Source organism: Pedobacter vanadiisoli, assembly GCF_042684385.1.
Classification (GTDB): Bacteria; Bacteroidota; Bacteroidia; order Sphingobacteriales; family Sphingobacteriaceae; genus Pedobacter; species Pedobacter vanadiisoli.
In genome coordinates, this window is sequence record NZ_JBHULL010000039.1 from 43,528 (window position 1) to 55,801 (window position 12,274).

At 40.1% G+C, this 12,274-nt stretch carries 17 protein-coding genes and 1 pseudogene; 14 read left to right on the forward strand and 4 right to left on the reverse strand.

Going from position 1 to position 12,274, the window contains the following annotated elements; genetic code table 11:
* Positions 1-45 precede the first annotated feature (45 nt).
* Genes ACFSR6_RS18975 through ACFSR6_RS18985 form a run of 3 tightly spaced genes read right to left on the reverse strand, consistent with a single transcriptional unit; the run spans position 46 to position 1,204 of the window.
* Complete coding sequence (locus ACFSR6_RS18975) at positions 46-285, reverse strand: hypothetical protein (RefSeq protein WP_379081795.1); 240 nt, start codon at positions 283-285, stop codon at positions 46-48.
* A gap of 60 nt (positions 286-345) precedes the next feature.
* Positions 346-612, reverse strand: a complete 267-nt coding sequence (locus ACFSR6_RS18980) for a zf-HC2 domain-containing protein (RefSeq protein ID WP_379081798.1) — start codon at positions 610-612, stop codon at positions 346-348.
* A gap of 1 nt (position 613) precedes the next feature.
* A complete protein-coding gene (locus ACFSR6_RS18985; RefSeq protein WP_379081800.1) occupies positions 614-1,204 on the reverse strand; it encodes a sigma-70 family RNA polymerase sigma factor in 591 nt (196 codons plus the stop codon).
* A gap of 129 nt (positions 1,205-1,333) precedes the next feature.
* On the opposite strand from ACFSR6_RS18985, the gene ACFSR6_RS18990 reads away from it, so the two are divergent.
* From ACFSR6_RS18990 to ACFSR6_RS19000, 3 genes are read left to right on the forward strand one after another with little or no spacing between them, the layout of a single operon-like run.
* Positions 1,334-2,128: a DUF1223 domain-containing protein gene (locus ACFSR6_RS18990; protein ID WP_379081802.1), complete on the forward strand. Its 795-nt coding sequence runs from the start codon at positions 1,334-1,336 to the stop codon at positions 2,126-2,128.
* A gap of 32 nt (positions 2,129-2,160) precedes the next feature.
* Positions 2,161-2,880: a cytochrome b/b6 domain-containing protein gene (locus ACFSR6_RS18995; RefSeq protein WP_379081804.1), complete on the forward strand. Its 720-nt coding sequence runs from the start codon at positions 2,161-2,163 to the stop codon at positions 2,878-2,880.
* Positions 2,864-3,655, forward strand: a complete 792-nt coding sequence (locus ACFSR6_RS19000) for a molybdopterin-dependent oxidoreductase (protein WP_379081806.1) — start codon at positions 2,864-2,866, stop codon at positions 3,653-3,655. Before ACFSR6_RS18995 ends, ACFSR6_RS19000 begins: the two co-directional genes overlap by 17 nt.
* 18 nt (positions 3,656-3,673) lie before the next feature.
* On the opposite strand, the pseudogene ACFSR6_RS19005 reads toward ACFSR6_RS19000, so the two are convergent.
* Positions 3,674-3,812: pseudogene (locus ACFSR6_RS19005) on the reverse strand (twin-arginine translocase TatA/TatE family subunit).
* A 134-nt stretch (positions 3,813-3,946) separates the two neighbouring features.
* Here ACFSR6_RS19005 and ACFSR6_RS19010 point away from each other — a divergent pair.
* From ACFSR6_RS19010 to moaCB, 11 genes are all read left to right on the forward strand, one after another.
* Entirely contained in the window at positions 3,947-4,177 is a 231-nt protein-coding gene (locus ACFSR6_RS19010) for a hypothetical protein (protein WP_343522160.1), read from the forward strand.
* Positions 4,178-4,309: 132 nt separating this feature from the next.
* Entirely contained in the window at positions 4,310-5,425 is a 1,116-nt protein-coding gene (locus ACFSR6_RS19015) for an XdhC family protein (RefSeq protein ID WP_379081808.1), read from the forward strand.
* Positions 5,426-5,428: 3 nt separating this feature from the next.
* Positions 5,429-6,019 carry a nucleotidyltransferase family protein gene (locus ACFSR6_RS19020; protein ID WP_379081810.1) on the forward strand — a complete coding sequence of 197 codons (591 nt, stop codon included), beginning with the start codon at positions 5,429-5,431 and terminating at the stop codon, positions 6,017-6,019.
* On the forward strand, positions 6,016-6,996 hold the full coding sequence (gene moaA, locus ACFSR6_RS19025; RefSeq protein WP_379081812.1) for a GTP 3',8-cyclase MoaA: 981 nt from the start codon (positions 6,016-6,018) through the stop codon (positions 6,994-6,996). Before ACFSR6_RS19020 ends, moaA begins: the two co-directional genes overlap by 4 nt.
* Positions 6,997-7,003: 7 nt before the next feature.
* The gene (locus ACFSR6_RS19030) at positions 7,004-8,182 is read left to right on the forward strand and encodes a molybdopterin molybdotransferase MoeA (protein WP_379081814.1); all 1,179 of its coding nucleotides are present in this window, start codon (positions 7,004-7,006) and stop codon (positions 8,180-8,182) included.
* A 3-nt stretch (positions 8,183-8,185) separates the two neighbouring features.
* On the forward strand, positions 8,186-8,926 hold the full coding sequence (locus ACFSR6_RS19035) for a sulfite exporter TauE/SafE family protein (protein ID WP_379081816.1): 741 nt from the start codon (positions 8,186-8,188) through the stop codon (positions 8,924-8,926).
* Complete coding sequence (locus tag ACFSR6_RS19040) at positions 8,919-9,425, forward strand: molybdopterin-binding protein (protein ID WP_379081818.1); 507 nt, start codon at positions 8,919-8,921, stop codon at positions 9,423-9,425. Before ACFSR6_RS19035 ends, ACFSR6_RS19040 begins: the two co-directional genes overlap by 8 nt.
* 4 nt (positions 9,426-9,429) lie before the next feature.
* A complete protein-coding gene (locus tag ACFSR6_RS19045; protein WP_379081821.1) occupies positions 9,430-9,663 on the forward strand; it encodes a MoaD/ThiS family protein in 234 nt (77 codons plus the stop codon).
* Positions 9,664-9,670: 7 nt separating this feature from the next.
* Positions 9,671-10,783 carry a ThiF family adenylyltransferase gene (locus ACFSR6_RS19050; protein WP_379081823.1) on the forward strand — a complete coding sequence of 371 codons (1,113 nt, stop codon included), beginning with the start codon at positions 9,671-9,673 and terminating at the stop codon, positions 10,781-10,783.
* A 1-nt stretch (position 10,784) separates the two neighbouring features.
* Complete coding sequence (locus tag ACFSR6_RS19055; protein ID WP_379081825.1) at positions 10,785-11,228, forward strand: molybdenum cofactor biosynthesis protein MoaE; 444 nt, start codon at positions 10,785-10,787, stop codon at positions 11,226-11,228.
* A 2-nt stretch (positions 11,229-11,230) separates the two neighbouring features.
* Complete coding sequence (gene moaCB, locus ACFSR6_RS19060) at positions 11,231-12,139, forward strand: bifunctional molybdenum cofactor biosynthesis protein MoaC/MoaB (protein WP_379081827.1); 909 nt, start codon at positions 11,231-11,233, stop codon at positions 12,137-12,139.
* Positions 12,140-12,274: the final 135 nt, after the last annotated feature.

A 12,274-nucleotide genomic window follows, 5' to 3' on the forward strand; every position in this document is an offset into this window, starting at 1 on the left:
ATTTAACAGCAGGCAGGGAAAAGTGAATTTCCCTGCCTGTTTTTTTTACATTTTACTTTTCGACATTTTTCCTTTAGCCATTTTAGATTTTTCCATTTTGGCTTTTTTCGTCGAATCGGTTTTCATTTTGTCCATTTTTTTCTTTTCCATTTTGTCTTGTTTCATTTTAGACATCTTTTCTTGTAAAGGACTGTTTACCGAAGCAAAGCCTGGTAACGAAAGGCTAGCCACAACTAAAGCGGCCATAATCAATTTTCCTGCTGATTTTAAAATTTGATTTTTCATGTTTTTATGCGTTTTGTTTATCCTTTAGTCGAAGCAATAAGTAAAACCTTACAAGAAAAATTAATTTTTATTGATTTCTTTTTCAATCTTCTCCGTTAATGTTTTTTTAAAGGCTTCATCCAGTTTAAAATCAGTGTTTTTAAACCCTACAAATACCCTGTTAATTAATATACTCTGTTGCTGATAAACTTTGCATACCGAACAGCCTGCCAGGTGTATATGCAACTGTAGTGTTTCGGCAGCGGTAATTTTTCCGGCAATTCTTTTTTCGATCAAAAAAGTAGCCTGTTTACAGTTATAGATTATATTTTTTAGCGCGCTCGTCATATCAGTTCCAGTTTTTTTGAAGGCAGGCCCTCAGGTTAAGTTTTGTGCGGTGCATAATTACCCAGAAATTAGCTGCAGTGAGTTTAAGTTCGGTACAAATCAGCTCGGAGGCCAGATCGTCCATGTGTTTCATCGAGAATACCGAGAACCATAATCCGGGAAGTTTGGCTAAACATTCATTTAATATGCTGCCCAGCTCTTTCATCATCAATGGATTGTCTGCCTCCAAATCAAATGCTCTCGGGTAATGTTTTTCAGTCCAATGCCCTGATTCTGCATCAAAAAAATCCTGCTGTTCATTTTCTGCGTTCATTACCTTTAAGTTAACGGCAGATCGTTTCCGGTAAAAATCGGTAATCTTGTTTTTAAGGATAGCTGTTAACCACGTTTTTTCCTCACTATTCCCCTCAAAACGGTCTAAACGCTGCAATCCGGCCAAAAAGGTATCCTGTACCAGATCTTTGGCCACATCTTCATCCCGTAATCTCGACATGGCAAATCCATAGAGGTAATCGGCATATTTTTCAACCCAGCTAAGCGGGTCTGAGTGAAGACTTTTGGCCGTGAGGCCTTTGTCTGTTTCGTTTTGCATTTTTTATGTATCTTATATAAATATAGTGCTTAATTGATTAGTCGTGAGAAAAGAAACATCCTTACATATTTTTTTATTTTTTTCTGTAAGGGTTGTGCATCTAAAACGACTAAGCCTAAAAAGATGACCATGATCACAAAAATAGCATTACCTCTTTTGGTAATAAGCCTCCTCAGTGTTGCCTTTATTGCAGATAATAAAACTGTATCAAAACCTCAGGCCAAAACAGGTTTTGCAGTGGTAGAACTTTTTACTTCAGAAGGCTGTTCTAGCTGCCCTCCTGCCGATGTATTATTGGCTCAGATCGAAAAAGAAAGCCAAAACAAGCCTGTATACCTATTGGCCTTTCATGTAGATTATTGGGACAGGCTGGGTTGGAAAGATCGTTTTAGCAGTGCAACATTTTCTTCCAGGCAGAACCAATATGCCAATTGGCTTAACCTTAAAACCGTTTACACACCACAGGTTGTGGTAAATGGAAGCAGAGAATTTATAGGTTCAGAAGAAAATATCTTTCGCAATAGCATTAAAACAGCACTTGCCAAACCATCACCGGGAAATTTAACTGTTTCAACCAGCAAAACAGACAAGAGTAACCTCGTACTTAATTATAATACTGATCAACCAACCGATGGCTATTCGCTGGCAGTAGCTTTGGTCATTGCAAAAGCAAGCAACCAGGTTTTAAAGGGTGAAAATAAAGGCAAAATTTTAAGCCATGTGCAGATTGTAAGTCAGTTTGAAACTGTAGCGCTGGGAGGAAAAAACAATGGTACAGTAAATGTACCAATAAACCAGGTGAATGGGGAGCAGCCTACGGAACTGATTGCCTTTTTGCAAAACAATAAAACGGGTACGATAACTGCAGCAACAAGGATGAATAACCTGTTAGATCATGAGTTAAGTCATAAATCCGGGCGATAACCTCTTGCGTTTGTACTATAAACAATCTCAGCATGAAAGTAATTAAAGAAAAACATTCGCTCTTAATGCGGTGGACGCATTGGGTTAATTTTCCGGTTCTGACGGTAATGATCTGGAGCGGACTTTTGATTTACTGGGCAAATGATGCTTATGGCATTTCAATATTTGGCTTCAGCCTGATCAAATTTTTTCCTGAATGGTTTTACGATTATTTCCACATTTCGGCACGGCTGGCAGAAGGAATGGCATTTCACTTTCTTTTTATGTGGTTCTTTTTTATTAATGGCTTGCTGTACATCGTTTATACTGTTATTTCAGGCGCCTGGCGGGAGCTGTTACCAAATAAACACTCTTTTAAAGAAGCCTGGCTGGTACTTCTTCACGATCTTCATATCCGTAAAGCTGTTCCGCCACAAAAGAAATACAATGCGGCGCAGCGCATAGCCTATACGGCCATTATATTGATGGGCATTGGCTCCATGGCAACAGGCCTGGCCATTTACAAACCGGTACAATTTTACTGGCTCTGCTGGTTATGTGGCGGTTATCATTTCGCCAGGATTCTGCACTTTACTTTAACCATTGGCTATGTATTTTTCTTTTTGATCCACATTGTCCAGGTATTGCTTGCCGGATGGAATAATTTCAGAGCGGTAGTGGCAGGATTTGAAGTGGAAGAAAAGGAGCCTCAACTTAAAGAAGCCCCCCTAACAACTGAAAAAACCGAAGATAAAGATGAAAGCAAACCATAATAAGAAGATTAAGGCTCCTTTAACTGTTGAGCAGAAGATCAGGCGACGCACCTTTATTTCATTTGGGGTATTTGCAGCCCTTGGAACAAGTGCAATTGCAGGCTGGAATTGGCTTTTAGATGCTAAAGAAGAAACGCCTGGCATTACAGGTGGTACCCGCGCTCCGTTACGCAGGGCGCTGAATAAAACAGAACTCTTTTTTCGCAATTTCTTCAGCAACAAACACCTGGCTAAAACTTATCCAATAGCCGAAGCGGTTAAAACACCGAGGGTAAACGGCCTGATTGGTATTGAAGATGATGAGGATTTTGATGTTAGCAATTGGAAACTCACCGTAAAGCTTAGAAACCAAAAAGACCGGCACATCAGTATTGAAGCGTTAAAGGCATTGCCCAAAACAGAGATTGTTTACGATTTTAAATGTGTAGAGGGCTGGGATGAAATCCAATATTGGGCAGGCGTAAAACTAAGCGACTTTTTAGCACATTTTAAACTCGAGGAAGAAGCTCAAAAACAATATATGGGTTTAGAAACGCCAAATGGAGCATATTATGTAGGATTAGAAAGAGAAAGCATCCTGCATCCACAAACCTTACTGGCTTATGAAATGAATGGTAAACCGATTAGTATAGAGCACGGCGCTCCCTTAAGACTGATTGTACCCGCTAAGTACGGCATTAAAAATCTGAAAAGAATCGGAACCATGGCTTTTAGCGATAAGAGACCCAGAGATTACTGGGCAGAACAAGGTTACGACTACTATTCAGGCTTATAGCAACCCAAAGCACAAGAATTAAGCTTCTTTTGGTACTTTGTTTTTTTCTTCTTCCTGCCGGGCCTTAAATTCTTTTATGCCTTTACCTAATCCTTTCATTAATTCAGGGATTTTTGTCACCAAACAATAATAAGAAGGCAACTCCAACAAGAATCATTTCAGGGTTCCCAAGCAAGGTAGCGAGATTCTTTTGACCCAACCTTAAAAATAATTAAAAAAAATCACCCTGATTTAAAGTAATTTCTAAAGTTGTACGTCTACCCTTCATAACAAACCTAAAAACATTTTATTATGATAGCCGTTTTCAAAACAAATGTATCCACAGATAACGAATTAAACGTAATCAGCCCATTGCTGAACAGCCGTTTCAAAGAAATTAAATGGAATATCGATCTATGGGATTCTGATAAAATCCTTCGGGTAGATTCGCAAAGAGATTGGACTAAAGAAATTACCGAGCTATTTAACAGTATTGGCTTGCGCTGTATCAACCTCGAAATTTTTCATTCGGAGCCTTTTTAAGCCCAATATTGAAATTTCCGGTAATTATTGTTAATGTTATATCCTAGCGAAGGATATCTTATGGCTTTCTTTTCACCATTTTGTAATGGATTATCGCTAAATTGCATCCATCTATTGCATCAATAATCCCTAATGAAAGAAATTACCGATATCATAAAGGCATATCAAAAGGCTACAAAAGAAAGAAAAAAAATGGCCCTTGCAACGGTAATTAAAGTAGAGGGTTCCTCTTACCGCAGGCCTGGTGCGAGGATGCTGATTACGGATGACGGTCAGTTAACGGGTGCCATAAGCGGCGGTTGCCTAGAAGGCGATGCCTTGCGAAAAGCACTTTCGGCAATAGTACAACAGGAAAACAAGCTCATTACTTACGATACAACCGACGAGGATGACGCCAAATTTGGTGTTCAGCTAGGCTGTAATGGTATTGTGCATATCCTGTTCGAACCCATTATAGAAGCAGATGAATTAAATCCCATCGCTATTTTAACGGCTTTACAAAGCAAAAGGGAAAGTGCGGTATTGGTAACGCTTTTTTCGCTAACGGACAAGCAACAATTGGGTACAGGCATGCTGTTTAGAAATAAACCTGTTTTTTCTAAAATCCCAAAATCAATCCATGATGGTGTAATTAGCGATATCCAAAAAGTTTCCGAAAATAAAATTTCAACTTTTAAAAGTTACGAGGTCAACAGTCAGCAGATAGATGCCTTTATAGAATTTATCCGTCCCCCAATTTCGCTAATTATTGTTGGTGCAGGCAATGATGCACAGCCCCTGGCCGAAATGGCTTATCTTTTAGGTTGGGAAGTAACCGTGATAGATGGAAGGCCTACGCATGCGACACCTCTACGCTTTGCAAATGCAACGAGGATTTTGATAAGCAAACCGGAAAGTGTTTTGGCTCAAATTCAGATAGATGAGCAAACAGCTTTTGTTCTAATGACACATAATTACAATTATGACCTCGAACTCCTTAAGTATCTGCTCGATACGAACGCACCCTATATTGGTACCCTGGGGCCAAAGAAGAAGTTGCTCAGGATGTTAGGTGAGCTGGATTTGGCAACACCCTTAAACGAAACACGGGTGCACGGACCAATTGGATTGGATATCGGGGCTGAAACTGCCGAGGAAATTGCCATTTCTATCCTGGCAGAGATTAAATCCGTTTTTACGGGCGCTTCGGCCATGTTCTTAAAAGAGAAGAAAAAGCCGATACATGTTTACGAATCAAAAAGTAATTAAACATTGAACACGGGCATCATCATATTGGCAGCGGGTGCTTCTTCGCGCTTAGGAAGACCAAAACAGCTTTTGGATTACAAAGGAAAAACACTCCTGCAAACGGTAATCAATGAAGCTTTAAATACAAATTGCAAACCTGTTATGGTAGTTTTAGGTGCAAATGCTGATGAAATAGCTAATAAGCACCAAAATGATCAGATCAGCATTGTAATTAATGATGGCTGGGAAACCGGAATGGCCTCGAGTATTGTTGCCGGACTCTCAACCATGATCAAAGCTAATAGTGAAATTAATAGTATCATTATCGCTGTAGCTGACCAGGCTTTCATAAAAATGAGTAACTTTAATAACTTAATCGAAAAGCATAAAGAAACAGGCAAAAATATCATTGCCAGTACCTATGACGAAACGATAGGAACTCCTGTTCTCTTCAAAAAAGATTATTTTGAGGCACTTTTAGCGCTCAAAGGAGCAGAAGGAGCAAAAAAAATATTAAAGCAGTATCCTCAAGACCTCGAAACAGTAGTTTTTGAACGCGGAGGAACTGATATTGATACAGAAACTGATTATAATAATTTAATTAGCCAGCAATGATAGCAGATTCTTTTGGAAGAATACACGATTACCTGCGGATATCACTTACCGATAACTGTAATTTTCGATGCTTTTATTGCATGCCCGAAGAGGAATACGACTTTGCACCTGCTTCCCGCTTAATGCAAACTGACGAAATTATTAAGCTGGCAGAAATTTTTGTGGCCAATGGTGTAAAAAAAATCAGGCTCACGGGTGGCGAACCATTGGTGAGGAAAGATGCAGCCCAGATTATTACCGCCCTGGGCAAACTTCCGGTTGAGCTGGTAATTACCACAAATGGTACCCGCATTGCCGAAATGTTGCCGGTATTAAAAGAAGCAGGTATTAGAACCGTTAATATCAGCCTGGATACATTACAACCAGAGAAATTTTTTATGATTACCCGCAGGGATGTCTTCCATCAGGTACGAAGTAATGTCGAACTGCTATTGCAGCATAAAATAAAGGTAAAAGTAAATATGGTGGTGATGAAAGGGCTTAACGACAACGAGATCAACGATTTCATCAGTTGGACCAAACACAATCCCATCCAGATCAGGTTTATTGAGTTTATGCCTTTTAGTGGGAACAAATGGACGAGCAATAAAATGTTTTCTCTGGATGAAATACTGGCTGTGATAGAAAAAGATTTCACGGTATTACCCGTTAAAGGAGAACCTAACGATACGGCGAAAAGTTTTATGATTCCTGGTCACGAAGGTGCATTTGCCATTATCAGCACTATGACTCATCCTTTTTGCGATACCTGTAACCGCATGCGCCTGACTGCCGATGGAAAATTAAAAAACTGCCTGTTTTCGGATAGTGAAACCGATCTGCTTACCGCATTACGGAAAAATGAAGATGTGCTTCCTTTAATTCAATCAGCCATTTGGAGCAAAAAGAAGGCATTGGGCGGGCAGTTGGTAAGCGATTTCGAAAAAATTGATGCTACGACCATTCAAAACAGAAGTATGATTACCATTGGAGGATAAAATTTTCATGATTAGCATTAAAGAAGCGAAACACCTCATTTCTGAACACATAAAAGCACTAAATCCGATTTCAATCGACCTGGCAAAGGCATCAGGCCACATTCTTGCAGCCGATGTTCATGCCCAATACGATATCCCGGCATTTAGCCAATCTGCTATGGATGGCTACGCACTAAAATTTGATGATCGTGAGAAAGCGCTCCATTTAATTGGCGAAATGGCTGCCGGAACGGCAACCAGCATCACGATCCAAAGCGGGGAAACGAGTAGAATATTTACAGGAGCTCCCCTGCCCAAAGGTGCCGATACCGTAGTGATGCAGGAAAAAATTACGAAGGCTGATGGAAAAATTACTTTACAGGACCCTAATTTAAAACCTGGCTTAAATGTACGGGATAGGGGTTCTGAGATTATGGCCGGGGCATTGGCAATGGAAAAGGGCGATTTTCTGAGTCCTGCTGCTATTGGCTTTCTGGCAGGTATCGGGATCAGTGAGGTTAGCGTTTACCCCATGCCAAAAATTGCGATTATTGTAACAGGAAAAGAATTACAACAACCAGGAAAGTCTCTTGAATTTGGACAGGTTTACGAATCGAATTCCTATTCCCTCTCTGCTGCTTTAAAACATGAAGGGATTGAACAGGTTGCCATTTACGGAGCCGATGATGATCTCGGAATTCTTAAAAACGTACTACAAACGGCAATGGTAAGCAGCGATGTTGTTCTGCTAACAGGGGGTGTAAGTGTGGGCGACTACGATTTCGTAATAGAAGCAGCCTCACATTGTGGCGTCAAACAGATTTTCCACAAGGTAAAACAGAAGCCCGGCAAACCTTTGTTTTTTGGAACAAAAGATCAAAAACTAATATTTGGTCTTCCGGGTAATCCTTCTTCCGTACTCAGCTGCTACTATAATTATGTATTACCTGCTATTAAAACCTTATCTCATAAAAACAGTAGTGTAATGGAGGCTCAGGCAAGGCTTACCCACCCCTATTCCAAGCCTTCGGGTTTAACGCATTTCCTGAAAGGCAAATATGAAAATGGACTGGTTACCCCGCTCAGTGCTCAGGAATCTTACCGGTTAAGCTCCTTTGCACAGGCCAATTGTCTGATCTGCCTCGATGAAACACAGGAACACTTTAACAAAAACGACATCCTAACCGTAATGATTTTACCCAACTAAACCATGCAAGAAAGCTTTATCCTCTTTTATTGTTTACTTTTTATCGTTGCTTTTTTATATGCTTCAGTGGGGCATGGCGGCGCAAGTGGTTACCTTGCACTCATGGCTATCTTTGCTGTTTCACCTGCCATTATGAAACCTACGGCGTTATTGCTTAATCTGTTTGTTTCTTCCACATCCTTTATCCAGTTTTACAGGGGTGGTCATTTTAAGTGGAAAACCTTTTGGCCTTTTGCACTTGCCTCTATCCCGCTTTCTTTTGTTGGCGGTATGATGGTAATCGAAAATTCCATTTATAAAAAAATTCTGGGCCTGCTTTTGCTGATCCCGGTTATCCGTTTTTTCTTCTTTAAAAATACCGATCCTAAAGATCTCAAACCCTCAAATGTTCCTTTATCGCTTACTATTGGTGGCATTATCGGCCTGCTTTCGGGTATGATTGGCATCGGAGGCGGAATCATCCTTTCCCCTGTCCTGTTACTGTTAAAGTGGACAGATCAAAAGCAGACCGCAGCCATCAGCGCAGCATTTATTTTTGTGAATTCAGTTGCCGGTTTAGGTGGTCAGCTGATTAAAGGCTTCGAATTTAACAGCCATATGCTTGCCTATGTTGGCGTAGCTTTTGTTGGTGGTATTTGTGGTGCTTATTTTGGTGCCTTAAAGTTTCCTCAAACCGTTTTAAAAAACGTGCTGGCCTGTGTACTGGCACTGGCTGCTTATAAACTCCTATTTACCCATGCATAATATTAAATACCTGGTTATTCTATTATTATTTTTTACTGTTATGGCAAATGCCCAGGAAAGCAGGCAATTTACCATCGAAGGGAAAGTTAAAAGGCCATTAACCATCACTTTAAACAATTTAAGTGCTTATAAATCCGTTAATCTGGATAGTGTGACGATTTTCAACCATTTGATGCAACGTAAAAGCACAATCAAAAACATTAAAGGTGTACTTTTAAAAGATATTTTAGCCAATGTAGAAATAGAGGCCGCTTCGCCAAAAACACTGAGCGAATATTACCTTATTTTTACGGCAACAGATAATTATAAAGTGGTGTACTCGTGGAATGAAATTTTTAATTCTCCAACCGGAAACCAGCTAATGGTTTTAAGCAGTTATGATACTGAGCCAGCAAAGGCCGAAAAAGGGAATATTGCCATTATTACACCCAGCGATTTTGCCACTGGAAGAAGATTTGTAAAAGGATTGAGTAAAATCAGCATCTTACAGGTAAATTAGCAGCATGGAAATTGAAATCATCAGTTTTGGTCAAATTACCGAATTCATCAACAATCAAAAAATTGAAGTTGATGGCATTGCTGATACCGATGCCTTTAAACAATACCTCGAGGGCCGGTTTCCGGCCTTAAAAAGCATAAAATACAAACTTGCCCTGAATAAAAATATTGTGCAACAGAATACCGAAATTACAAACCAGGCAACTATAGCCATCATGCCACCGTTTTCTGGCGGCTAAACAACTCATGAGTGCAGAGCGATACAACAGGCAGATTATCCTTAAAGGATTTGGAGAGGAAGCACAGCAAAAGCTTTTAAGGGCAAAAGTACTGGTAATTGGTGCCGGAGGCTTGGGCTGTCCGGCGTTGCAATACCTGGCTGCCGCTGGCATTGGCCACATTGGTATTGTTGATGATGATACCATTTCATTATCCAATTTACACAGACAAATTCTTTTTACAACAGCTGATATAGGGAAGCTGAAAGCAGAGGTAGCCGGAAAACGCCTGCAGGAGATGAATCCCCAGATCGGGATCATTCGTCACCCCATTCGTTTGCAAAAAAATAATATCCTCGATATTTTATCCAGGTATGATTACATATTGGATGGTACAGACAATTTCGAATCCAGGTACCTGATTAACGATGCCTGTGCGCTACTGAATAAACCACTTATATTTGCTGCAGTATCGGGTTTTGAGGGTCAGTTAGCTGTATTTAACGCTCCTGATCATTCGACTTTAAGGCCCGGCACCAATTACCGCGACCTTTTTCCCGAGGCACCGGATAAAGGTGAGATTCCAAATTGCGCAGAAAATGGTGTTATAGGCGTACTACCAGGCATTTTAGGTACGATGGCAGCGGCAGAAACCATTAAACTAATTGCTAAAATTGGGCAGCCGCTCACCAATAAAATATTAAATTATAACCTACTTACACAAGAGCAGTATATCATCAACATTAGCCACGGAAAAGGTTATACCCTGCCTAAAACGATTGATGAATTTTTAAATATGGACTATCAGGATACCAGCGAAGCACCACAGGGATACATAGAAATTGATGCCAGTGAACTGGTAAAACTCCAGCAACTGGAGTCGACAATTTTAATCGATGTACGCGAAAGGCATGAGGTTCCGGTACTGGATAAGCAGATTTATACCCAGGTACCCATGTCGGAGTTTGCCGCATTCCTAAACAAAGATTTTTATCAAAAACAGGTGGTTTTAATCTGCCAGCATGGCATTAGAAGTGTAGCCGCAGCAGAAGCCATGCAGGAAAAATACGGCGATGCCAAAAAGATCTACAGCTTAAAGGGTGGCATCGTAAAATGGAGAGATCATTTTCTAAAATCCTAACATGAGCGAAAAAAAGATAAAAAACATATTCGTTAAAGGGCCGATTGAGCCTGCTTTTATAGCCGACAGCATTGCAAAGCACAGCAGCAAAACTGCCATTGGAGGACATAGTATTTTTATGGGCCAGGTGAGGAAAGATGAAATTGACAGCAAATTTGTCGCTGCAATTGAATATACGGCGTATGAAGAAATTGCCCTCGAAAAAATGCATCAGATCAGGGAAGATATTTTTGAAAAATACCCACTCCATTGTATGCACATTTATCACAGCTTAGGAACAGTTAAAACCGGTGAAATCTGCCTTTTTGTTTTTACCTCGTCAGCACACCGTAAACCGGCAATAGCCGCCTGCAACGAAGTGGTAAACCGGTTAAAGGCAGAATTACCGATCTGGGGCAAAGAAATATTCGAAGACAACACCCATCAGTGGAAAGAAAATAGTTAAATATGGTAAACATCACAAAAAAATCCAACACTTTAAGGGTTGCCATAGCTACCGCTACAGTGAAGGTATCGAAGCAGGAAACCATTGATGCTATAGAACAGCGCAAAATACCGAAAGGCGATGTGTTCGAATTTGCCCGTGCAGCAGGCTTATTTGGCGTAAAAAAAACAAGTGATGTAATTCCGGATTGCCACCCGCTTCCGATTGAATATACAGCTATTACTTATCAAATTGTGGGTTTAACCATCGTCATTAATGTTGAAGTACATACCATTTACAAAACGGGGGTTGAAGTTGAAGCGATGCATGGTGCATCTGTTACTGCTTTAACCATGTATGATATGTTAAAACCAATTGACAAAGGAGTTGAAATTGAAAATATCAGGTTATTAAAAAAATCAGGAGGAAAATCTGACCTCAAAAATGATAAATTTCCCGAAATAAAAGCGGCTGTGGTAGTCTGTTCAGACTCTGTCTATGAAAATAAAGCCCATGATACTTCTGGTAAGACTATTATTTCGCGTTTGGAGCAATGGGGAATTAATACAGCGAAATATGAAATCGTTCCTGATGAAGTGGATACGATTAGAAATAAGGCCATAGAATTAAATAAAGCTAGTTTTCAATTACTTATTTTTACCGGAGGTACAGGACTTTCACCCCGCGATGTAACTCCTGAGGCCATTACACCCTTAATTGACCGAAAGATTGAAGGGCTGATGGAAACGGCCCGTCGTTACGGCCAGGAGCGCATGCCTTATGCCATGCTTTCGCGCGGTGTAGCAGGTTTTATCGGAGAAACATTGGTATTTACCTTCCCGGGATCAAAAGGTGGTGTAGAAGAAAGTCTGGATGCGCTTTTTCCGCAAGTTTTGCACTTGTTTAAGGTGGTAAAAGGGGAGAGACATTAGTTTAGATAAATCGTCCTTTAGATTTGTTTTGATATTTTATTTAAGGCAAAGAACGATTACTTTTCTTAAATTATAAATCAGATTACCTAAAACGGTAGCGGCACATTAATATATCGTCAAGGTTTTTATGCCTAA

Bases quoted from the DNA above. Each gene is read 5' to 3' on its own strand.
- ACFSR6_RS18985 (WP_379081800.1), bottom strand. From the start codon at position 1,204: ATGCAAAACGAAACAGACAAAGGCCTCACGGCCAAAAGTCTTCACTCA.
- ACFSR6_RS18980 (WP_379081798.1), bottom strand. From the start codon at position 612: ATGACGAGCGCGCTAAAAAATATAATCTATAACTGTAAACAGGCTACT.
- ACFSR6_RS19015 (WP_379081808.1), top strand. From the start codon at position 4,310: ATGAAAGAAATTACCGATATCATAAAGGCATATCAAAAGGCTACAAAA.
- ACFSR6_RS18975 (WP_379081795.1), bottom strand. From the start codon at position 285: ATGAAAAATCAAATTTTAAAATCAGCAGGAAAATTGATTATGGCCGCT.
- ACFSR6_RS19000 (WP_379081806.1), top strand. From the start codon at position 2,864: ATGAAAGCAAACCATAATAAGAAGATTAAGGCTCCTTTAACTGTTGAG.
- ACFSR6_RS19055 (WP_379081825.1), top strand. From the start codon at position 10,785: ATGAGCGAAAAAAAGATAAAAAACATATTCGTTAAAGGGCCGATTGAG.
- ACFSR6_RS18990 (WP_379081802.1), top strand. From the start codon at position 1,334: ATGATCACAAAAATAGCATTACCTCTTTTGGTAATAAGCCTCCTCAGT.
- ACFSR6_RS19040 (WP_379081818.1), top strand. From the start codon at position 8,919: ATGCATAATATTAAATACCTGGTTATTCTATTATTATTTTTTACTGTT.
- ACFSR6_RS19045 (WP_379081821.1), top strand. From the start codon at position 9,430: ATGGAAATTGAAATCATCAGTTTTGGTCAAATTACCGAATTCATCAAC.
- ACFSR6_RS19035 (WP_379081816.1), top strand. From the start codon at position 8,186: ATGCAAGAAAGCTTTATCCTCTTTTATTGTTTACTTTTTATCGTTGCT.
- ACFSR6_RS19010 (WP_343522160.1), top strand. From the start codon at position 3,947: ATGATAGCCGTTTTCAAAACAAATGTATCCACAGATAACGAATTAAAC.
- ACFSR6_RS19050 (WP_379081823.1), top strand. From the start codon at position 9,671: ATGAGTGCAGAGCGATACAACAGGCAGATTATCCTTAAAGGATTTGGA.
- moaCB (WP_379081827.1), top strand. From the start codon at position 11,231: ATGGTAAACATCACAAAAAAATCCAACACTTTAAGGGTTGCCATAGCT.
- ACFSR6_RS18995 (WP_379081804.1), top strand. From the start codon at position 2,161: ATGAAAGTAATTAAAGAAAAACATTCGCTCTTAATGCGGTGGACGCAT.
- moaA (WP_379081812.1), top strand. From the start codon at position 6,016: ATGATAGCAGATTCTTTTGGAAGAATACACGATTACCTGCGGATATCA.
- ACFSR6_RS19030 (WP_379081814.1), top strand. From the start codon at position 7,004: ATGATTAGCATTAAAGAAGCGAAACACCTCATTTCTGAACACATAAAA.